General features: G+C 61.4%; 20 protein-coding genes and 1 pseudogene. 4 read left to right on the top strand and 17 right to left on the bottom strand.

The window, feature by feature from the left end:
- Nucleotides 1-33 precede the first annotated feature (33 nt).
- The 5 genes from recG to exbB all read right to left on the bottom strand — a co-directional run bounded on the left by recG (nucleotide 34) and on the right by exbB (nucleotide 5,330).
- Entirely contained in the window at nucleotides 34-2,109 is a 2,076-nt protein-coding gene (gene recG, locus HRH33_RS00210) for an ATP-dependent DNA helicase RecG (RefSeq protein ID WP_034101491.1), read from the bottom strand.
- 8 nt (nucleotides 2,110-2,117) lie between these two features.
- On the bottom strand, nucleotides 2,118-3,038 hold the full coding sequence (locus tag HRH33_RS00205) for a hydrogen peroxide-inducible genes activator (RefSeq protein WP_034101490.1): 921 nt from the start codon (nucleotides 3,036-3,038) through the stop codon (nucleotides 2,118-2,120).
- A 142-nt stretch (nucleotides 3,039-3,180) separates the two neighbouring features.
- Nucleotides 3,181-3,933 (bottom strand): TonB family protein, encoded by a 753-nt coding sequence (locus HRH33_RS00200; RefSeq protein ID WP_034101489.1) that lies wholly within the window; start codon nucleotides 3,931-3,933, stop codon nucleotides 3,181-3,183.
- A complete protein-coding gene (gene exbD, locus HRH33_RS00195; RefSeq protein ID WP_017526806.1) occupies nucleotides 3,930-4,355 on the bottom strand; it encodes a TonB system transport protein ExbD in 426 nt (141 codons plus the stop codon). The genes HRH33_RS00200 and exbD overlap by 4 nt, the downstream gene beginning before the upstream one ends.
- Nucleotides 4,356-4,361: 6 nt before the next feature.
- Nucleotides 4,362-5,330 (bottom strand): tonB-system energizer ExbB, encoded by a 969-nt coding sequence (gene exbB, locus HRH33_RS00190; protein ID WP_034139823.1) that lies wholly within the window; start codon nucleotides 5,328-5,330, stop codon nucleotides 4,362-4,364.
- A gap of 191 nt (nucleotides 5,331-5,521) precedes the next feature.
- On the opposite strand from exbB, the gene HRH33_RS00185 reads away from it, so the two are divergent.
- Entirely contained in the window at nucleotides 5,522-6,373 is an 852-nt protein-coding gene (locus tag HRH33_RS00185; RefSeq protein WP_167416952.1) for an SDR family oxidoreductase, read from the top strand.
- Between the two features lie 140 nt (nucleotides 6,374-6,513).
- On the opposite strand, the gene HRH33_RS00180 is transcribed toward HRH33_RS00185, so the two are convergent.
- The 6 genes from HRH33_RS00180 to HRH33_RS00155 all read right to left on the bottom strand — a co-directional run bounded on the left by HRH33_RS00180 (nucleotide 6,514) and on the right by HRH33_RS00155 (nucleotide 11,826).
- On the bottom strand, nucleotides 6,514-7,257 hold the full coding sequence (locus HRH33_RS00180) for a hypothetical protein (protein WP_167416953.1): 744 nt from the start codon (nucleotides 7,255-7,257) through the stop codon (nucleotides 6,514-6,516).
- Nucleotides 7,258-7,314: 57 nt separating this feature from the next.
- Nucleotides 7,315-7,695, bottom strand: coding sequence for a RidA family protein (locus tag HRH33_RS00175; protein WP_003176922.1), 381 nt, complete (start codon nucleotides 7,693-7,695; stop codon nucleotides 7,315-7,317).
- Nucleotides 7,696-7,734: 39 nt separating this feature from the next.
- Nucleotides 7,735-9,840 (bottom strand): bifunctional GTP diphosphokinase/guanosine-3',5'-bis pyrophosphate 3'-pyrophosphohydrolase, encoded by a 2,106-nt coding sequence (gene spoT, locus HRH33_RS00170; protein ID WP_034101485.1) that lies wholly within the window; start codon nucleotides 9,838-9,840, stop codon nucleotides 7,735-7,737.
- Between the two features lie 60 nt (nucleotides 9,841-9,900).
- Nucleotides 9,901-10,164 (bottom strand): DNA-directed RNA polymerase subunit omega, encoded by a 264-nt coding sequence (gene rpoZ, locus HRH33_RS00165; RefSeq protein ID WP_003176920.1) that lies wholly within the window; start codon nucleotides 10,162-10,164, stop codon nucleotides 9,901-9,903.
- Between the two features lie 167 nt (nucleotides 10,165-10,331).
- Nucleotides 10,332-10,952 carry a guanylate kinase gene (gmk, locus tag HRH33_RS00160; protein ID WP_034139821.1) on the bottom strand — a complete coding sequence of 207 codons (621 nt, stop codon included), beginning with the start codon at nucleotides 10,950-10,952 and terminating at the stop codon, nucleotides 10,332-10,334.
- Nucleotides 10,953-10,962: 10 nt separating this feature from the next.
- On the bottom strand, nucleotides 10,963-11,826 hold the full coding sequence (locus tag HRH33_RS00155; protein WP_167416954.1) for a YicC/YloC family endoribonuclease: 864 nt from the start codon (nucleotides 11,824-11,826) through the stop codon (nucleotides 10,963-10,965).
- 214 nt (nucleotides 11,827-12,040) lie between these two features.
- Here HRH33_RS00155 and rph point away from each other — a divergent pair, with 214 nt between their 5' ends.
- On the top strand, nucleotides 12,041-12,763 hold the full coding sequence (rph, locus tag HRH33_RS00150) for a ribonuclease PH (protein ID WP_034101482.1): 723 nt from the start codon (nucleotides 12,041-12,043) through the stop codon (nucleotides 12,761-12,763).
- A gap of 22 nt (nucleotides 12,764-12,785) precedes the next feature.
- A complete protein-coding gene (locus HRH33_RS00145) occupies nucleotides 12,786-13,154 on the top strand; it encodes a DUF4870 domain-containing protein (protein WP_167416955.1) in 369 nt (122 codons plus the stop codon).
- A gap of 58 nt (nucleotides 13,155-13,212) precedes the next feature.
- Here HRH33_RS00145 and HRH33_RS00140 read toward each other — a convergent pair whose 3' ends face one another.
- Nucleotides 13,213-13,992 (bottom strand): exodeoxyribonuclease III, encoded by a 780-nt coding sequence (locus HRH33_RS00140; protein WP_003195493.1) that lies wholly within the window; start codon nucleotides 13,990-13,992, stop codon nucleotides 13,213-13,215.
- Between the two features lie 82 nt (nucleotides 13,993-14,074).
- On the opposite strand from HRH33_RS00140, the gene pyrE reads away from it, so the two are divergent.
- Complete coding sequence (gene pyrE / locus HRH33_RS00135; protein WP_167416956.1) at nucleotides 14,075-14,719, top strand: orotate phosphoribosyltransferase; 645 nt, start codon at nucleotides 14,075-14,077, stop codon at nucleotides 14,717-14,719.
- A gap of 99 nt (nucleotides 14,720-14,818) precedes the next feature.
- Here the strand turns inward: pyrE and argB are convergent, their stop codons facing one another.
- From argB to coaBC, 5 genes and pseudogenes are all read right to left on the bottom strand, one after another.
- Nucleotides 14,819-15,724, bottom strand: a complete 906-nt coding sequence (gene argB / locus HRH33_RS00130) for an acetylglutamate kinase (RefSeq protein WP_010207505.1) — start codon at nucleotides 15,722-15,724, stop codon at nucleotides 14,819-14,821.
- A 19-nt stretch (nucleotides 15,725-15,743) separates the two neighbouring features.
- A pseudogene (locus tag HRH33_RS00125) lies at nucleotides 15,744-17,165 on the bottom strand (phosphomannomutase/phosphoglucomutase); the annotation flags it as partial.
- A 14-nt stretch (nucleotides 17,166-17,179) separates the two neighbouring features.
- Entirely contained in the window at nucleotides 17,180-17,338 is a 159-nt protein-coding gene (locus HRH33_RS00120) for a hypothetical protein (RefSeq protein WP_156796375.1), read from the bottom strand.
- Nucleotides 17,339-17,406: 68 nt separating this feature from the next.
- Nucleotides 17,407-17,862 (bottom strand): dUTP diphosphatase, encoded by a 456-nt coding sequence (dut, locus tag HRH33_RS00115; RefSeq protein ID WP_167416958.1) that lies wholly within the window; start codon nucleotides 17,860-17,862, stop codon nucleotides 17,407-17,409.
- Between the two features lie 5 nt (nucleotides 17,863-17,867).
- On the bottom strand, nucleotides 17,868-19,076 hold the full coding sequence (gene coaBC, locus HRH33_RS00110) for a bifunctional phosphopantothenoylcysteine decarboxylase/phosphopantothenate--cysteine ligase CoaBC (protein ID WP_034139819.1): 1,209 nt from the start codon (nucleotides 19,074-19,076) through the stop codon (nucleotides 17,868-17,870).
- Between the last annotated feature and the right edge of the window lie 63 nt (nucleotides 19,077-19,139).

The following is a 19,139-nucleotide window of genomic DNA, read 5'->3' as shown; positions in this document are numbered from 1 at the left end:
TGGGGATCCGCGACGCCTTTTGCTTCGGCTGCGTCAAACCTGGCCGTATTGCTGACCGTGCCGCAGCCAGCGATCCAACAGCGGACTGACATGATCCGGCCAGCGCTCCAGCAGCGCTTGCGCCGCATCGCGGACGGCAGGCAGCAGGTCGGCGTCGCGCATCAGGTCGGCCACTTTGAACTGCAACAGGCCGGTCTGGCGCGTGCCGAGCATTTCACCGGGGCCGCGTAGTTCGAGGTCTTTTTCGGCGATGACAAAACCGTCGTTGGTTTCGCGCATGATGCCCAGGCGCTGGCGGCCGATCTGCGATAGCGGTGGGTGGTATAGCAGCACGCAGTGGCTGGCGGCGCTGCCTCGACCGACGCGGCCGCGCAGTTGGTGCAATTGCGCCAGGCCCAGGCGTTCGGGGTTTTCGATAATCATCAGGCTGGCGTTGGGCACGTCCACGCCGACTTCGATCACCGTAGTGGCCACCAGCAGTTGCAGGTTGCCGGCCTTGAATTCGGCCATCACCGCCGCTTTTTCCGCGGGCTTCATACGACCATGGATCAGCCCGACCTTGAGTTCGCCCAGGGCGCTGGTGAGGTCTTCATAGGTGGTTTCGGCGGCCTGGCAGGTCAGCTCTTCGGACTCTTCGATCAGCGTACAGACCCAGTACGCCTGGCGCCCTTCGGCGCACGCGCCGCGCACGCGCTCGATCACCTCGACCCGCCGCGTATCGGTGACCAGCACGGTGTTGACCGGGGTGCGACCCGGCGGCAATTCGTCGAGGATCGAGGTGTCGAGGTCGGCGTAAGCGCTCATCGCCAGAGTGCGCGGGATCGGCGTGGCAGTCATGATCAGTTGGTGCGGGCTCATACGTCCGCCCACGCCTTTCTGGCGCAGGGCCAGGCGTTGCTGCACGCCGAAGCGGTGTTGTTCGTCGATGATCACCAGCGCCAGGTTCTTGAACTGCACTTCGTCTTGAAACAGCGCGTGGGTGCCCACCACCATGGGGGCGCCGGCGGCGATCTGCTCCAGGGCGGCTACGCGGTTCTTGCCTTTGAGCTTGCCCGCCAGCCACGCCACTTCCAGGCCCAGCGGTTCGAGCCAGCGCTTGAAGGTGATGAAATGCTGCTCGGCTAGAATCTCGGTAGGCGCCATCAGCGCCACCTGGTAACCGGCCTCCAGGGCTTGCAGCGCGGCGAGGGCGGCGACCACGGTCTTGCCTGCGCCGACGTCGCCCTGGATCAGGCGCAGCATGGGTTCGTGCTGACTCAGGTCGTAGGCGATTTCGTTGCCTACGCGCTGCTGGGCGCCGGTCGGCGTAAAGCCGAGATTGGCCAGGTATTGCGCGGGCAGACGCGTGGCCTTGGGCATCGCCGGCGCGCGCAGGGAGCGCATGCTTTCGCGCAGGCGTTGCTGGGACAGTTGGTGAGTCAGCAACTCTTCAAAGGCCAGGCGGTGCTGGGCCCAGTGATGACCCAGGGCCAGCTCGTCCACGTCGGCATCGGCGGGGGGGTGATGCAGGTAGCGAATCGCATCGGCCAGTGGCGCCAACTGGTAATCGCGGGCCAACTCCAAGGGCAGCCAGTCGGGCAGGCTGGTGGGGCCGAGCATGGACAGCGTCTGCATGCACAACTGGCGCAGGCGCTGTTGAGTCAGGCCTTCGGTGAGCGGGTAGATCGGGGTGAGGGTGGTATCTACCGGTGGCGGTTCGTCGCCGGTGATGGCGCGGTATTCCGGGTGGTAGATCTCCAGGCCCGACGCGCCGGGCCGGGCCTCACCGTAGCAGCGCACGCGGGTGCCGCGCTTGAGGCCCTCTTTCTGCGCATTGCTGAAGTGGTAGAAACGCAGGCTCAGGCCGCCGGTACCGTCCTGCAAGCGCACCACCAGGCTGCGGCGCTTGCCCATCACCACATCGGCACCGCTGACGGTGCCTTCGATCACCGCATCCTGCCCAGGGCGCAAGTGGCCGATGGGCACCACGCGGGTGCGGTCCTGATAGCGCAGGGGCAGGTGGAACAGCACGTCCTGGAGGTTCTCCAGGCCGACCTTGGCCAACTTCTCGGCCATGGCCTCACCGACACCCTTGAGTGCCGTCACCGACACCTGCGACAGCTCAGTCATACGGTTACTTAGCTCGCCGCAGTCGGCTTGGCCACCGAGCACAGGCGGATGGAGTCGGCGAGAATCTCAATCGCCTTGGGCCTTGGGAAGCTGGCGCGCCAGGCGATGGCCACCGTGCGGAACGGCACCGGCGGTGTAAGCGGGCGTACTTCGATTACGCCGGGGGCGTAGTGATGGCTGTCCACCGCCGACAGCGGCAGGATCGAGATGCCCAGGCCCGAGGCGACCATGTGACGGATGGTTTCCAGGGAGCTGGACTCCACGGTGGTGTGCTTGGCGCCGTCGTTGCCCTTGGTGAGGGTCGGGCAGGCTTCCAGCACCTGATCGCGGAAGCAGTGGCCTTCACCGAGCAGCAGCAGGCTCTTGTCGTTGAGCAGGGCAGCGTCGATGCTGGCTTTTTTGGTCCACGGGTGCGAGGCGGGCATCAGCACCTGGAACGGCTCGTCGTAGAGCGCCAGGGTGAGCACATCCGCTTCGTTGAACGGCAGGGCGATGATGATCGCATCCAGCTCGCCGTTGCGCAGTTTGTCGCGCAGTACGTGGGTGAAGTTCTCTTCGATATACAACGGCATCTGCGGCGCGACGCGGTGCAGTTGCGGAATCAAGTGCGGGAACAGGTATGGGCCGACGGTGTAGATGGCTCCGACCTTGAGCGGCGCGGTCAGTTGGTTCTTGCCGGCCTGGGCCAGTTCGCGAATGCTTTGCGCCTGCTCCAGCACCTTCTGGGCCTGGGCGACGATGCCTTCGCCTACTGGCGTGAGGCGCACGGCGCTCTTGCTGCGCTCGAAAATCAGCACACCGAGTTCGTCTTCAAGCTTTTTCACGCCCACCGACAGCGTCGGCTGGCTGACATGGCAGCGCTCGGCCGCATGGCCAAAGTGTTGCTCTTGGGCGAGGGTCACGATGTAGCGTAATTCTGTAAGAGTCATAGCGGGCGTCCATGAGGTTGCGGGCCAAGCATACCGGCTGCAATCGATAGACGCACGTTATCAGAAGTTTGTTAGGGATTGAGTGGGAACTGCTGAGGATTTTGCTGAAAGTGACGAGGGTTACCCCTCGCCACACTCATGTTCAGCGGCGACGCTTTTCGATGTTGTACACGAACGGTGCAACGATCTCGATGCTGCCGCTCTTGACCATATCGGCCGGCGGTTTGGGCAGCGGTTGGGCACGACGGATCATGTCCAGGGTGGCGCGGTCCAGGTCGGCGTTGCCGGAAAGGCCCACCAGCTCGTAGGACAGCACATTGCCTTCGGCATCGACCACGAACTTCAGGCGGTTCAGACCTTCCTTGCCTCGGGCCTGGGCGCCTGGCGGATACTTCTTGTACTTCTGCAAGTGGGCCAGCAACGTGCCTTCCCAAGACGCCTTGGCCGCCAGCTGTTGTGGCGACGGCCCTGGTGCAGGCTGTGCCGATTTCTGCGGTGGCGCTTGGGTCGGCGGCGTATCGCTCGGTGGCTCCTCGGAAGGTTTTTCCTTGGGCGGCTCGGGCTTTTTCTCCACCGGCTTGGGCGGCTGGGGTTTAGGCTTGGGCTTGACCGGCTTGGGCACCTGGATCGTTGGCTTGGGCGCCTCGGCCATTTTTGGCAGCGGCAGCTCTTCCACCGGGGCGGGCGGCTGCGGCGGCGTCACCACCTTCGGCGGGGCCGGAGGCGGTGGCGGTGCGGGAGCAGGCGCCAGGTCGATGACCATGGCTGCCGGCGGCAACTGCACCGTGCGCGGCGCCGACCAGTGGAGTGCGATGGCAATCGCGATGGCATGCACGCCCAGTACGACGGCGAGGCTGGTGCCATAACGCGTCAGTTTGTGGCGCGTCGTGATCATTTCTTGGCTGCCGTCTCAAGTCCAACCAGGCCAACCTTGAGGTAGCCGGCCGCCCGCAGGGCATCCATCACACTCATCAGATCGCCGTAGTCCACGCCTTTGTCGGCTTGGAAGAAGATCGTCGTGTCCTTCTTGCCTTGGGTCTTGGCGTCGAGCACCGGGCCCAGGGTTTCGGTTTTGACTTCTTCTTCGCCCAGGAACAGACGTTGATCCGCCTTGACGCTGAGGAAGATCGGTTTTTCCGGCCGTGGCGCCGGTTTGGCGCTGGAGGCGGGCAGGTCGACCTTGATGTCTACGGTGGCCAACGGTGCGGCCACCATGAAGATGATCAGCAGCACCAGCATCACGTCGATAAACGGCGTGACGTTGATTTCGTGGTTCTCGACGAGTTCGTCGTCGCCTTGATTCAAATGCAGGCCCATGGCCGATTACCCCACTTTCACCATGTGCGGTTGCGAGCTGCGCTCGGTAGGCAGGTGGTCGAGGTCGCGGCTGACCAGCAGCAGGACTTCCGCCGACGCGTCCGACACCTGGGCCTTGTAGCCGGCAATCGAGCGGGCGAAGACGTTGTAGATCACCACTGCCGGAATCGCTGCCACCAGACCCAAAGCAGTTGCCAGCAGGGCTTCGGCGATGCCGGGGGCAACCACGGCGAGGTTGGTGGTCTGGGTTTTGGCGATGCCGATAAAGCTGTTCATGATGCCCCATACGGTGCCGAACAGACCGACGAACGGTGCGGTGGAACCGATGGTCGCCAGAACGCCGGTGCCGCTGCTCATGTTGCGGCCGCAAGCAGCCACCAGACGCTCAAGGCGGAAGGCGACACGCTCTTTGATGCCTTCTTTTTCGCGAGTGTTGGCCGACAGGCGCATCTCTTCCAGTGCATCGTGCACCAGGGTATTGGCCAGGGTGCCTTTCTTGGTTGCGCTTTCGCTGGCTTCCTTGAGGGTGGTGGCCTTTTTCAGATGGACGATTTCAGTACGCAGGCGACGCTTGGCGCCCAGCAGCTCGAAGCCTTTGGCGATCCAGATGGTCCAAGTGATGATCGAGGCTATGGCCAGGCCGATCATCACAGCTTTCACCACCACGTCAGCGTTCTGGTACATACCCCAGGGCGACAGGTCGTGGGCCATGCCCAAGGTGTTGTTCTCTTCCAGCACCACACCGGTGTCGTCCGCAGCCGGGGCGGCCGGGTCGGTGGCGACTGGCGCGGCAGGCGGTGCGGGCGGGGTGGCGGCATTCTGCTCGGCGGCAGCAGGTGTGGCGGGTGCGGTGGCATCGGCGAATGCGGCGGTCGGCGCCAGCAGAACGCTGAACAGCAGCGCAGCAATCGCGCGCCAGGCGCGGGAAGGGCTGTGAGGCTTGGTTGGCGAAGCGGGGGTTGTATTACGTGTCATGCTGGCCGGACCTGAGAGAAAGAATGAGTGATTGTCCTTCCAGACCCAGAGCAAGGGGCGAGGACAAATGGGTGGTCATTATTGCAAGTAATTCTTGTTAACAGAAGTAATACAGTAACTTTATTTGCCCTTTTTCTGGCCGTCGGTCAACTGAGAGGGCTAACCTAGACCTTTCAATACGGAGTTTTATGATGTCCGCGCCTTCTGTTGTGATTGTCGGATGTGGCGATGTGGGGAGTCGGTTAGCCAGCCAATTGCTTGCCTCGGAATGGGAGGTGTACGGCCTGCGGCGCGACATTTCGCGCTTGCCTGTCGGGTTGATCGGCATTGGCGGTGACCTGTTCAAAAAGGACTGCCCCGATACCTGGCCAATCGGCGGCGTGGATTACCTGGTGTATTGCGCCGCCGCGACCGATCACGATGAAGCTGGCTACCGCGCGGCTTACGTGCAGGGGCTGCAACATGTTCTGGAGTGGCTCGGCGATTACGGCCAGCAACCCAAACATCTGCTGTTTGTGTCCAGCAGCAGTGTGTATGGGCAGCAGAACGGTGAATGGGTCGACGAAACGTCCGAAACCCAGGCCAAAGGCTATTCCGGGCAGATCATGCTCGAAGCCGAGCAGGTTGCGTTGAGCAGCGGCATTCCCGCCAGCATTGTGCGGTTAACCGGCATTTACGGCCCAGGCCGCGAATGGTTGCTGACCCAGGTGCGCCAAGGTTACCGGGTGGCGGTCGATCCACCGTTATATGGCAACCGGATCCACGCGGACGACGCAGCAGGCTTGCTCGCGTTTTTGCTGCGGCATGTGGAGCAGGGCGGTTCGCTGGATAAGGTCTACATCGGTGTGGATGACGCGCCGGCGCCGCTGGCCGAAGTGGTGGCCTGGCTGCGCGATTATCTGGGCGTGACAGAGTGGTCAGACGAGGCCAGTGTGCGGCGTGCGGGGAGCAAGCAATGCAGCAACGCGCGGATCAAGGCGCTGGGCTGGGCACCGACATACCCGACTTACCGGGAAGGCTACGCGGCGATCCTCAAGGGCTGAAACACGATCTGAAAAATGTGGGAGGGGCCTGCCCCCGATAGCAGTGGCTCAGCCAGCCCAACTGTCACTGACGCATTGCTATCAGGGGCAAGCCGAATCGTCACTCCGCCCCTCTCACATTCAACTGCCTGCAGGGGCCGTTACTGTTTTTCCAACAACCATTGACGAGGGCCTGGCGTAAACGAAGGTACTTCGTCTGCCTGTGCCGTATTGACCGCCTGGAAAATTTCCAGCTGTTTGCCCCTGCGCATGAAAATCCAAGGGTTGCCCTGGCCATTGAGTTGCAGCCAGATGCTGTCGTAGCCGCCACTCATAGAGGCGCAATCGCCTGCCAGGCACAGCGAATACCGGTCGACTTTGGGTAGGCCGACAACCTTGCCGTCGGCCTGGAACTGCACGATTGCGCCGTTGCCGAAGCCGTCGGTGATTTTCCAGTCGCCGCCCAGGTAGGCGGCATAGAGCGCTCGTTCGAAGTTGGCGCCCAATGGTGCGCCTTCCGGAGCTGGGTCTTTAGCACGGGCGAACAGTTGCTCGGGCTCGTTATCGTTGGCCACTTGCAGCAACTGCTTACCTTTGCGCTTGAGTTCAGTGGCGGAACTGCCATAGAAATCCACGCTCCAGGCGCCGGATTGTTGCCCGAGCAACTTGCCTTCGGCGACTTCAAAACCGTTGTAGTAGCGGGCTTGAGATGCCTTGACGTTGACCTCCCATTCGAGGTTCGGGCCAAAGCTTTGCAGCGCTTCACGCAGAGGGCCGCCCTTGGCTGCCGCGTCGATGGCGACCTGATTGATCCAAGTGCCGCTCACGTCTTGGTCGGCAGGGTTGCTGGCACAGCCGCCGAGCAACAGGGCGAGCAATGAAGAGGCTACAAGCGCTTTGCGCATCATGAAATCCTTTTAAAACGAGGTCGGCGCAGCCTGTAGGGGCTGCGCCGGGTGTTTTTACTCGATCACCAGAATCGCGTCCATCTCAACCTGCGCGCCTTTTGGCAGGGCTGCCACGCCGATGGCGGCACGGGCTGGGTACGGCTGTTCGAAGTACTTGCCCATGATCTCGTTGACCTTGGCGAAGTGGCTCAGGTCGGTGAGGAAAATGTTCAGTTTGACGATGTCCTTGAACGAACCGCCGGCGGCTTCGGCCACGGACTTGAGGTTTTCGAAGACTTGAACTGTCTGGGCTTCGAAGCCTTCCACCAGTTCCATGGTTTTTGGGTCCAGAGGAATCTGGCCGGACATGTAGACGGTATTGCCTGCCTTGATTGCCTGGGAGTAAGTACCGATGGCGGCCGGGGCTTTGTCGCTGGTGATAACAGTCTTGGTCATGAATGACTCCTTGTAATAGGCAGTGGCGGGGTTGAAGAACTACGCACGCATGCGGGTAATGCGGATGACCCCGGTCAAGGCGCGCAGCTTCTTGATCACACGGGCCAGGTGTACGCGGTCGTGTACGCTGACCACCAGTTGGACCACGCTGATGCGACCATCGCGTTCGTCCATGCTGATCTTTTCGATGTTGCCGTCGGCGGCGTTGACGCTGCTGGCCAGCAGGGCGATCAGGCCGCGCTGGTGCTCCAGCTCAACGCGCAGTTCGACGTTGAATTCGCCGGTGACATCCTTGGCCCACGAAAGCTGGATGCATTTTTCCGGGTTATGCCGGATTTCGGAGATGTTTCGGCAGTTGTCCAGGTGCACCACCATGCCTTTGCCCGCGGACAGGTGGCCGACGATCGGATCGCCCGGGATCGGTGTGCAGCATTTGGCGTAGCTGAGCACCAGGCCCTCGGTGCCGCGAATCGCCAATGGGCCTTCGGGGCTCGGCAATTGCTCGCCCTCGCCCAGCAGGCGGCGGGCGACCACATAGGCCATGCGGTTGCCCAGGCCGATATCTTCCAGCAGGTCTTCGATGGTTTCCTGGCGATATTCGTGAAGCATCGCCTGCACGCGTTCTTGGGGAATCTTGTCCAGGGCACTGTCGAAACCGTTGAGTACCTTGTTCAGCAGGCGCTCGCCCAGGCTGACGGACTCGGAACGGCGCTGCAGTTTCAGAGCGTGGCGAATGTGCGTACGGGCCTTGCCGGTGACCACGAAATTGAGCCAGGCCGGGTTCGGTCGTGCGCCCGGTGCGCTGACGATCTCCACGGTGGAACCGCTTTGCAGCGGCTCCGACAGTGGCGCCAGGCGCCGGTTGATGCGGCAGGCGATGCAACTGTTACCCACATCGGTGTGCACGGCATAGGCGAAATCGACAGCCGTGGAGCCTTTGGGCAACTCCATGATCCGGCCTTTGGGCGTGAACACGTAGACCTCGTCCGGGAACAGGTCGATCTTCACGCTTTCGATAAATTCGAGGGAGTTGCCCGCGCGTTGCTGCATTTCCAGCACGCCTTTGACCCATTGGCGGGCGCGGGCATGGGTGCCTTTGGGCTGCTCGTCGCCACTGGATTTGTACAGCCAATGGGCGGCGATGCCGTTGTTGGCCATCTCTTCCATTTCACGGGTGCGGATCTGGATCTCGATCGGCACGCCATGCATCCCGAACAGCGTGGTATGCAGCGACTGATAGCCGTTGGCCTTGGGGATGGCGATGTAGTCCTTGAAGCGGCCGGGCAGGGGTTTGTACAAATTATGCACAGCGCCGAGCACGCGGTAGCAAGTGTCAACCTTGTCTACGATGATCCGGAACGCATACACGTCCATGATCTCGTTGAAGGCCCGACGCTTGCCGCGCATCTTTTTATAGATGCCGTAGATGTGCTTCTGCCGGCCACTGACCTCGCCTTCGATTTCGTCGATGGCCAGGCAATGGCTCAGCGACTCTTCGATCTTGTTGACGATTTCCTTGCGGTTGCCCCGGGCACGCTTGACCGCCTGGTAGATGCGCGCCGAGCGCATGGGATGCATCGCCTTGAAGCCGAGGTCTTCGAATTCGATGCGAATGGCGTGCATGCCCAGCCGATTGGCGATGGGCGCGTAGATTTCCAAGGTTTCCTTGGCGATGCGCCGGCGTTTTTCGCCGGACAGCACTTCCAGCGTGCGCATGTTGTGCAGCCGGTCGGCCAGTTTGACCAGGATCACGCGGATATCGCGGGCCATGGCCATGGCCATCTTCTGGAAGTTTTCCGCCTGGGCTTCGGCCTTGGTCTCGAAATTCATCTGGGTCAGTTTGCTGACCCCGTCGACCAGTTCGGCCACGGTTTCGCCGAATTGGGAGCTGAGCGCTTCCTTAGCGATTCCGGTGTCTTCGATCACGTCATGCAGCATCGCGGCCATCAGGCTCTGATGGTCCATGTGCATGTCGGCAAGAATATTAGCCACCGCAAGGGGATGGGTGACGTACGCCTCGCCACTGCGGCGGCGTTGGCCGTCGTGGGCTTGTTCGGCGTAGAAATACGCTCGGCGGACCAGGTTGACCTGGTCTGGGCCGAGGTAGGCCGATAAGCGATCGGCGAGGGCGTCTATGCTCGGCAAAGTGTGAACTCCTGCCGATGGCTTTGACCCCGCGCCGTGCTACGTCGACCAGGCATAGGCTTAGACGGCCTCGTTGGACTCGTCCTCGAACGCTGCGAACAGCGGTTCGTCTTCAACGATTTCGGCGTTGGCGATGAACTCGTAGCTCATCAGGCCTTCAGCGATTTCACGCAGGGCGACAACGGTCGGCTTGTCGTTTTCCCACTGGACCAGAGGCTCTTTGCCGCCAGTGGCCAGTTGACGGGCACGCTTGGTAGAGAGCATGACCAGCTCAAAGCGGTTATCCACGTGTTCTAGGCAGTCTTCAACGGTTACGCGGGCCATGGTATTCCTCGGAGCGAATGCAAGATGCGCGCTGCCCGGTTGGGCGAGCGGACTGAGCAGTTTAAAAAATCACCAGCGTTTAGGGAAGCGCTGATTTTTCGCGGAGCCTCGTCAAACCGCTGCAAGTGCCAATGTAAAGCCCTTGCAGCGGTTTTGGGAAGCGTCAATCAGCCGAGCAGTTCGGCCAGTAATTTGCCAAAGCGCTGTTGTTGGCGCTTCTGCTGGAGCTGATTGGCGCGGAAAATCGCCTTCAGGTCATCCAGCGCGTGTGAAAAGTCGTCGTTGATGATCAGGTAATCGTAGTCGACGTAGTGGCTCATTTCGCTGACGGCTTCACGCATGCGGCCATCGATGATCTCGTCGCTGTCCTGGCCACGGTTGGTCAGGCGTTGGTGCAGGGCTTGCAGCGAGGGCGGCAGGATAAAGATCGAGCGCGCATTGGGCATCAGCTTGCGCACCTGTTCGGCGCCCTGCCAGTCGATTTCCAGGATCAGGTCATGGCCTTCATCCAGGGTCTGCTGCAAGTGGCTTTGCGAGGTTCCGTAGAGGTTGCCGAACACCTCGGCGCGTTCCAGGAAGTCGCCGTGCTCGATCATCTTCACGAACTCGGTGCGCTCGACGAAGTGATAGTGCACGCCGTTCACCTCACCCGGGCGCATGGCGCGGGTGGTGTGGGAGATCGAGATGCGGATCTGATCGTTGGTGTCGGTCAGGGCCTTGACCAGACTGCTCTTGCCCGCGCCCGAAGGGGCGGAAATGATGTACAGGGTGCCGGTGCTGTGGGTCATGGAGGTTGCCTTACTCAATATTCTGTACTTGTTCGCGCATCTGCTCGATCAACACTTTGAGGTTGACCGCCGCTTGGGTGCTGCGCGGATCGAAGGCCTTGGAGCCCAGTGTATTGGCTTCGCGGTTGAGTTCCTGCATCAGGAAATCAAGGCGCCGACCGGCGGCGCCGCCGGACTTGAGCACGCGGCGCACTTCGAGGATGTGAGTGCTCAGGCGATCGAGTTCTTCGGCGACGTCACTTTTCTGCGCCAGCAGCACCATTTCCTGCTCCAGCCGCGTCGGGTCGAGGTCGGCCTTCATATCGGCGAAACGGTCGAGCACCTTCTGGCGTTGGGTGGCCAGCATCTGCGGCACCAGCTCGCGCAGGATCGACACATCCTCTTCGATCGAGGTCAGGCGCTCGTTGATCAGACGGGCCAGCTCGGCACCTTCTCGCTCACGACCGGCCTTGAGTTCCTTCAGGCCTTGGTTGAACAAAGCGAGGGCTTCGGCATTCAGGGCCTGCGGGTCGATAGCGTCGGCTACCAGTACGCCCGGCCAGGCCAGCACTTCGAGAGGGTTGAGCGGTGCGGGGCGCTGGATCAGGTCGGCAATGGTTTCGGCGGCGGCGACCAGTTGCGCCGCGCGTTCGCGGTCGACCTGCAAGGGTTTGCCGGTGGTTTCTTCGGTAAAGCGCAGGGTGCACTCCAGCTTGCCGCGGGAAATGCCCTGACGCAACGCTTCGCGCACGGCGCCTTCCAGGTCGCGGAACGACTCCGGCAGACGCAAGTGCGGCTCCAGGTAGCGGCTGTTGACCGAGCGCAATTCCCAGCTCAGGGTGCCCTGGACGCCGGCTCTTTCGACGCGGGCGAAGGCGGTCATGCTGTGCACCATGCGGGTACCTCGCGTTGCAGTCCCGCGATCACGGGCTGATGGGTAAATGAAGCAGGCAGGCTGCGAAGGCGCAGGATTGTAGCGCAGTGGGGCGAGTGCGCCCAAACAAAGGCCGACAGGCCGAGCATTCGTAACTGAATTTTTAGAAGTGCCCCGAAGCGGTTCGCGGCTCTATAATGCCCGGCAGTTTTCGTCCTCAGTACAGGTATCCCCTATGAAACGTCCAAGTGGTCGCGTTGCCGATCAGCTCCGCTCGATCCGCATCACCCGCAACTACACCAAACACGCCGAGGGATCCGTACTGGTCGAGTTTGGCGATACCAAGGTCATTTGCACCGTCAGCGTCGAAAATGGCGTGCCGCGTTTCCTCAAGGGGCAGGGCCAGGGTTGGTTGACCGCTGAATACGGCATGCTGCCGCGCGCCACCGGCGAGCGTAACCAGCGTGAGGCCAGCCGTGGCAAGCAAGGCGGTCGTACCTTGGAAATCCAGCGCCTGATCGGCCGCTCCCTGCGCGCCGCCCTGGACATGTCCAAGCTAGGCGACGTGACTCTGTATGTTGACTGCGATGTGATCCAGGCCGATGGCGGCACCCGTACCGCGTCCATTACCGGCGCCATGGTGGCCCTGGTCGACGCCTTGAAAGTGATCAAGAAGCGTGGCGGCCTCAAGGCCGGCGACCCGCTCAAGCAGATGATCGCCGCCGTGTCGGTCGGCATGTACCAGGGCGAGCCTGTGCTGGACCTGGACTACCTGGAAGACTCCGCCGCCGAGACCGACCTGAACGTCGTGATGACCAGCACCGGTGGTTTCATCGAGGTGCAGGGCACCGCCGAAGGCGCGCCATTCCAGCCGGCCGATCTGAACGCCATGCTGGCCTTGGCCCAGAAAGGCATGAGCGAAATTTTCGAACTGCAGAACGCCGCCCTGGCCGACTGAAACCGCCTCAAGGAGAAGCGCCATGAATGACAGCCAAATGCCGGTACCTATGCCTTCCTACGAGGTTCGGCAGAGCGCAATGCTGTGCCATCTCGCGGCGTTTCTCGGGTTTGTGTTCCCTTTCGGCAGTGTCGTTGGGCCGCTGATTCTGTGGCAGATGAAAAAGGAAGTGGATCCGTTCATCGACGATCAGGGCAAGGAAGCCTTGAACTTCCAGATCACCGTGGCTATCGCCTGGTTGGTTTGTATCGTGCTGGCATTCGCCGTGATTGGTTTTTTCCTGATGACGGCCCTGGCGATTGCCACTGTGGTGCTGACCATCATTGGCGGCATCAAGGCCAACAAGGGGATCGCTTATCGCTATCCGCTGACCTGGCGTTTGGTTAAATAATGACCGCCCACAAAAAAACCGACAGCGATGTCGGTTTTTTTGTGCCTGGGAAAAGACCTCAGATGGTCAGCGTCCAGTCGTAGTCCACGATCAGCGGCGCGTGTTGCGAGAAGCGCGGCTGGCGCGGCAGGCGTGCGCTGCGAACGAATCGGCGCAGGCCTGGGGTCAGCAGTTGGTAATCGAAACGCCAGCCCAGGTTGAGCATCTCGGCCTGTTCGTTGTCCGGCCACCAGCTGTACTGATCGCCTTCACGGCTGACTTCGCGCAGGGCGTCGACGTAACCCATGTTGCCGACAATCTCGTCCATCCAGGCCCGTTCCGGCGCCAGGAAGCCTGGGGATTGCTGGCTATCGCGCCAGTTCTTGATATCCAGCTTCTGTTGCGCCACGTACAGCGAGCCACAATAAATGTACTCGCGACGTTTGCGCCGCTGTTTATCCAGGTAACGGGCGAAATCGTCCATTAGCTTGAACTTCTGGTTCAAGTCTTCATCGCCGTTCTGCCCTGATGGAAGCAGCAAGGTCGCGATGCTGACCTTGTCGAAATCGGCTTGCAGGTAGCGCCCGTAGCGGTCGGCTGTCTCGAAGCCGAGGCCGCTGATGACCGCCTTGGGTTGCAACCGCGAGTACAAAGCCACGCCACCTTGGGTGGGCACTTCGGCATCGCAGGCATAAAGGAAGTAGCCATCCAGTTGGAAGGCTGGGTCGTCCAGTTCAAAGGCGGAGGCGCGGGTGTCCTGCAGGCAGATGACGTCGGCATTCTGGGCTTGCAGCCAACTGAGCAAACCACGCTCGACTGCAGCCTGAATACCATTAACGTTCACACTGATGATCCGCATAAATGGCCCCAAAAATCGCGTGCGTGTATGATACACGCCGTCTACCTAATTAGCTAAATCCGTGGTATCTGAGGCTTTTTTCATGCAGGCGTATCAACGCGATTTCATTCGTTTTGCCATCGATCGCGGGGTTTTGCGCTTCGGTGAGTTCACCCTCAAGTCCGGGCGGACCAGCCCGTATTTCTTCAATGCCGGCCTGTTCAACTCCGGTTCGGCCCTGGCGCAGTTGGGCCGTTTCTACGCGGCAGCCATCGTTGAAAGCGGTATGTCCTTTGACGTGCTGTTTGGCCCCGCCTACAAAGGCATCCCTTTGGCCGCCGCTACGGCCGTGGCCCTGGCCGAGCATTATGGGCGCGATTTGCCTTGGTGCTTCAACCGTAAAGAAGCCAAGGCCCATGGCGAGGGCGGTAGTCTGGTCGGCGCGCCACTGACTGGCGATGTGTTGATCATCGATGATGTGATTACTGCTGGCACCGCGATCCGTGAAGTGATGCAGATCATCGCTTCCCAGGAAGGCGCCAAAGCGGCCGGCGTGCTGATTGCACTGAACCGCCAGGAACGCGGCAACGGTGAGTTGTCGGCGATCCAGGAAGTTGAGCGCGATTTCGGCATTCCGGTGGTGAGTATTGTGTCGTTGAACCAGGTGTTGCAGTTCCTGGAAGATGACCCGCAGCTCAAGCAGCACTTGCCTGCTGTGCGTGCATACCGCGAGCAGTTTGGGGTCTGACATAGGCCCCTGCCACCTTGACTGGCAGTGCTTACAGGTCCCGCATAAAAAAGGCCCCCGTTCAATCGGATTGAGCGGGGGCCTTTTTGTATTCAGCGCCTAGGGGCGCTTGCGGTTGCTGATCAGCGTGCCCATGCCGGTGTCGGTGAAGATCTCCAGCAATACCGCGTTCGGTACGCGGCCATCGATGATCAGCGAGCTGCCCACACCGCCCTGCACCGCTTCGAGGGCACAACGAATCTTCGGCAGCATGCCGCCGTAGATGGTGCCGTCGGCGATCAGATCGTCGACTTGTTGGGTGGTCAGGCCGGTCAACACTTTGCCCTGCTTGTCCATCAGGCCGGCGATATTGGTCAGCAGCATCAGCTTTTCAGCCTTCAGTGCCTCGGCCACCTTGCCGGCCACCAGGTCGGCGTTGATGTTGTAAGACTCACCGTTGGCGCCCACGCCGATTGGTGCGATCACCGGGATGAAGTCGCCTTTTACCAGCAGGTTCAGTAGGTCGGTGTTGATACCGATCACTTCGCCCACTTGGCCGATATCGATGATTTCCGGCTGGGTCATTTCCGGCGTCTGACGGGTGACCGTCAGTTTTTTCGCGCGGATCAGCTCCGCGTCCTTGCCGGTCAGGCCGATGGCGCTGCCGCCGTGACGGTTGATCAGGTTGACGATGTCTTTGTTTACCTGGCCGCCGAGGACCATCTCCACCACGTCCATGGTTTGCGCGTCAGTGACGCGCATGCCATCGATAAAATGACTCTCGATCGACAAACGCTTGAGCAGGTCGCCGATTTGCGGACCGCCACCATGCACCACCACCGGGTTGATGCCCACGGCCTTCATCAGCACGATGTCGCGGGCAAAGCCGGTTTTCAGCTCGTCGCTTTCCATGGCATTGCCGCCGTATTTGATCACCAGCGTCTTGCCGACGTAGCGTCGAATATAAGGCAACGCTTCGGACAGGACCTTGGCGGTGTTGGCAGCGGCTTCGCGTTCGAGGGTCATTCAGGGCTCCGGTAAAAGATCAGAACGGTAATTGGAGATCAGGGGCAACACGTTTCAACTGGGCGTGGAACACGTCCTTGATGCGCTGCAACTCAGCCTCGGTATCCGCCTCGAAACGCAGCACCAGCACCGGAGTGGTGTTGGATGCGCGAACCAGGCCCCAGCCTTTGGCGTAATCGACTCGCACACCATCAATGGAAGTCAGGTTGGCGCCTTCACCCCATTGCGCATCGTGCAGTGCGTCAATGATGCTGAATTTGCTCTCCTCGGTCACATGGATATTGATCTCTGGCGTAGAAATATCGTTCGGGAAGGTCTGAAACAGCTCTTCGGCGGTGGATTCTTCCTTGCTGAGGATCTCCAGCAGGCGCGCGGCGCTGTAAATGCCGTCGTCAAAGCCGAACCAGCGCTCCTTGAAGAACACGTGGCCGCTCATCTCGCCGGCCAGCAGGGCACCGGTTTCCTTCATTTTCTTTTTGATCAACGAGTGACCGGTCTTCCACATTAGCGGGCGACCGCCGTATTCCTTGATCAGCGGCGTGAGGCGACGGGTGCACTTCACATCAAAGATGATCTCGGCATTGGGGTTGCGCTTGACCACATCGCGAGCGAAGAGCATCAACAGGCGGTCGGCGAACACGTTCACGCCAGTGTTGGTGACCACACCCACACGGTCGCCGTCGCCGTCGAAGGCCAGGCCGACGTCAGCGCTGGTCTCCTTGACCTTGGCGATCAGGTCCACCAGGTTTTCAGGCTTGCCCGGGTCCGGGTGATGGTTGGGGAAGTTGCCGTCCACGTCGCAGAACAGCGGGACGACTTCGCAATTCAGGGCTTCGAGCAGCTGTGGAGCGATTACACCGGCGGCGCCATTGCCGCAGTCCACCACCACTTTGAGGCGGCGGGCGAGTTTGACGTCGCGGGTGATTTCATCGGAGTAGCGCTGCAGGATGTCGACCTGGGTGATGCTGCCCTGGCCGCTGGTCAAGTCGTTGGTCTTGAGGCGGGTGTGCAGGGCCTGGATCTGTTCATTGGCCAGGGTGTCGCCGGCAATGACGATCTTGAAGCCATTGTAGTCCGACGGGTTGTGGCTGCCGGTTAGCATCACGCCGGATTTGCCGGCCAGTACGTTGGCGGCGTAGTACAACGCCGGCGTTGGCACCAGGCCCACATCGCTGACATGGCAGCCGCTGTCGGCCAGGCCCTGGATCAGTTGCTCCACCAGCTCCGGGCCGGACAAGCGGCCATCGCGGCCGACGCATACATTCGGTTCGCCCTGCGCCAGGCTCTGCGCGCCGATGGCGCGGCCGATCCAGTAGGCGGTTTCGGCGGTGAGGGTCTTGGGGACCACACCACGAATGTCATAGGCGCGGAAAATGCTGTCGGGGAACGTCGGGGCTACTCGGGCTGCGGTACTCATCGCGGGGGGAAACTCCATCTGAAGGGGGCAAGGCTGGCCTAAATGGGGGTGGCCGGCAGGCTCAAGCTGAAGGGTATGACGGCGTTTTCGGCAGAGAGTTCGTGGTGCAAAAATGCCATCGCGGCTCGCTTGCTGTCTTCGTGCTTAGATAAGGCGTTGATTTTAAGCAAGAAATATTGCCGTTTAAATTCACCCATTCTTCATCCTGAAGAGCCTGGCCAGAAGCATTGAGCCGGACGTCAGTGTCCGGCCCGATCCAGCTTAGTCAGTGGCTGCCGGAATGCCCAAAACCGCCCGCGCCGCGTTGGGTTTCGTCGAATTCCTGTACCAGTTCGAAGTGCGCCTGCACCACCGGCACCAGGACGAGTTGGGCGATGCGTTCGCCAACGGCGATGTTGAAGGCGGTTTGCCCACGGTTCCAGCACGACACCATCAGCTCTCCCTGATAGTCCGAGTCGATCAGACCCACCAGATTGCCCAGCACGATGCCGTGCTTATGGCCCAGGCCGGAGCGCGGCAGGATCAGCGCGGCCAGGCCCGGGTCGCCTACGTAGATGGACAGGCCGGTGGGGATCAGCAGGGTCTGGCCTGGCTCGAGCACGGTGTCTTGCTTGAGCATGGCGCGCAGGTCCAGGCCGGCGGAACCCGGTGTGGCGTAGGTCGGCAGTGGGAAATCGGTGCCGAGGCGGGGGTCGAGAATCTTGGCTTGCAAAGCGTGCATGTAAATTAAACCTGGTTCAGCCGTTGGGCGATAAAAGAGATCAGTTGGCGGGCAATCTTGCCCTTGCTGGTCTGGGCGAAAAGGGTGGCGTGCAGCTCGCGGTCGATCACGCTGCAAGCGTTTTCCTCGCTGTTGAAGCCGATGCTCGGGTTGGCGACATCATTGGCAACGATCAAGTCGAGGTTTTTGTCTTTCAATTTGCGTGCGGCGTAGTCCAGCAGGTGCTCGGTTTCGGCAGCAAAGCCGACGCTGAACGGGCGGTCGGGACGCGTGGCGATGGTGGCCAGGATGTCCGGGTTGCGCACCATTTGCAGGAGCAGGCCGTCGCCGCTTGTAGGGTCTTTCTTGAGCTTTTGCGGGGCGACGACTTCCGGCCGGTAATCCGCCACCGCCGCCGAAGCGATGAACAGGTCGCACGGAATGGCTGCTTCACAAGCTGCAAGCATGTCGCGAGCGCTGACTACGTCGATTCGCGTGACGCGATCCGGGGTCGGCAAATGCACCGGGCCGGTGATGAGCGTGACGCGTGCGCCTGCCTCAACCGCAGCTTCGGCCAGGGCGAAGCCCATTTTCCCTGAGCTATGGTTGGTGATGTAGCGGACCGGGTCGATGTTTTCCTGGGTCGGTCCGGCGGTGATCAGTACGTGCTTGCCGGTCAGGGCCAGGTGCTGGAAACACTCGGCGGCACATTGCGCCAGATCAGTGGCTTCGAGCATGCGGCCCAGGCCCACGTCGCCACAGGCCTGGCTGCCGGACGCGGGGCCGAACACCTTGAGGCCACGGTCTTGCAGGAGTTGGGTGTTGGCCTGGGTCGCCGGGTCGCGCCACATCGCCTGGTTCATGGCCGGGGCGATGGCAACGGTAGCGTCGGTGGCCAGTACCAAAGTGGTCAGCAGATCGTCGGCGATGCCTTGGGCCAAGCGGGCGATCAGGTCGGCGGTGGCCGGGGCGATCAGCACCAGGTCGGCCCATTTGGCCAGCTCGATATGACCCATGGCGGCTTCGGCGGCAGGGTCGAGCAGATCCAGGTGAACCGGGTGGCCGGACAGGGCCTGCATGGTCAGCGGGGTAATGAACTCACTGCCGCCGCGGGTCATGACCACGCGCACTTCGGCGCCCTGGTCGAGGAGCCTGCGAACCAATTCGGCGCTCTTGTAAGCGGCAATGCCGCCGCCGACGCCGAGAACGATGCGTTTCCGATACAGACGCTGCATTGGTTTGCCTTTCCAGTTCAGTGAAGCCAGTTCAGTGACGCCTGCGATGCCCCCTCCCCAGGT

Source organism: Pseudomonas rhodesiae (assembly GCF_013285305.1).
GTDB lineage: Bacteria > Pseudomonadota > Gammaproteobacteria > Pseudomonadales > Pseudomonadaceae > Aquipseudomonas > Aquipseudomonas rhodesiae.
This window is presented reverse-complemented; position numbering and strand designations above follow the sequence as displayed.

Excerpts from the sequence above, each read along its gene's own strand:
- argB (WP_010207505.1), bottom strand. The coding sequence starts at position 15,724 with ATGACCCTCGAACGCGAAGCCGCTGCCAACACCGCCAAGGTCCTGTCC.
- pyrE (WP_167416956.1), top strand. The coding sequence starts at position 14,075 with ATGCAGGCGTATCAACGCGATTTCATTCGTTTTGCCATCGATCGCGGG.
- HRH33_RS00200 (WP_034101489.1), bottom strand. The coding sequence starts at position 3,933 with ATGATCACGACGCGCCACAAACTGACGCGTTATGGCACCAGCCTCGCC.
- dut (WP_167416958.1), bottom strand. The coding sequence starts at position 17,862 with ATGCACGCTTTGCAAGCCAAGATTCTCGACCCCCGCCTCGGCACCGAT.
- exbB (WP_034139823.1), bottom strand. The coding sequence starts at position 5,330 with ATGACACGTAATACAACCCCCGCTTCGCCAACCAAGCCTCACAGCCCT.
- HRH33_RS00180 (WP_167416953.1), bottom strand. The coding sequence starts at position 7,257 with ATGCGCAAAGCGCTTGTAGCCTCTTCATTGCTCGCCCTGTTGCTCGGC.
- HRH33_RS00175 (WP_003176922.1), bottom strand. The coding sequence starts at position 7,695 with ATGACCAAGACTGTTATCACCAGCGACAAAGCCCCGGCCGCCATCGGT.
- gmk (WP_034139821.1), bottom strand. The coding sequence starts at position 10,952 with ATGACCCACAGCACCGGCACCCTGTACATCATTTCCGCCCCTTCGGGC.
- HRH33_RS00145 (WP_167416955.1), top strand. The coding sequence starts at position 12,786 with ATGAATGACAGCCAAATGCCGGTACCTATGCCTTCCTACGAGGTTCGG.
- rpoZ (WP_003176920.1), bottom strand. The coding sequence starts at position 10,164 with ATGGCCCGCGTAACCGTTGAAGACTGCCTAGAACACGTGGATAACCGC.
- exbD (WP_017526806.1), bottom strand. The coding sequence starts at position 4,355 with ATGGGCCTGCATTTGAATCAAGGCGACGACGAACTCGTCGAGAACCAC.
- HRH33_RS00120 (WP_156796375.1), bottom strand. The coding sequence starts at position 17,338 with ATGGGTGAATTTAAACGGCAATATTTCTTGCTTAAAATCAACGCCTTA.
- HRH33_RS00185 (WP_167416952.1), top strand. The coding sequence starts at position 5,522 with ATGTCCGCGCCTTCTGTTGTGATTGTCGGATGTGGCGATGTGGGGAGT.
- HRH33_RS00140 (WP_003195493.1), bottom strand. The coding sequence starts at position 13,992 with ATGCGGATCATCAGTGTGAACGTTAATGGTATTCAGGCTGCAGTCGAG.
- HRH33_RS00205 (WP_034101490.1), bottom strand. The coding sequence starts at position 3,038 with ATGACTCTTACAGAATTACGCTACATCGTGACCCTCGCCCAAGAGCAA.
- rph (WP_034101482.1), top strand. The coding sequence starts at position 12,041 with ATGAAACGTCCAAGTGGTCGCGTTGCCGATCAGCTCCGCTCGATCCGC.
- HRH33_RS00155 (WP_167416954.1), bottom strand. The coding sequence starts at position 11,826 with ATGGTGCACAGCATGACCGCCTTCGCCCGCGTCGAAAGAGCCGGCGTC.
- recG (WP_034101491.1), bottom strand. The coding sequence starts at position 2,109 with ATGACTGAGCTGTCGCAGGTGTCGGTGACGGCACTCAAGGGTGTCGGT.
- coaBC (WP_034139819.1), bottom strand. The coding sequence starts at position 19,076 with ATGCAGCGTCTGTATCGGAAACGCATCGTTCTCGGCGTCGGCGGCGGC.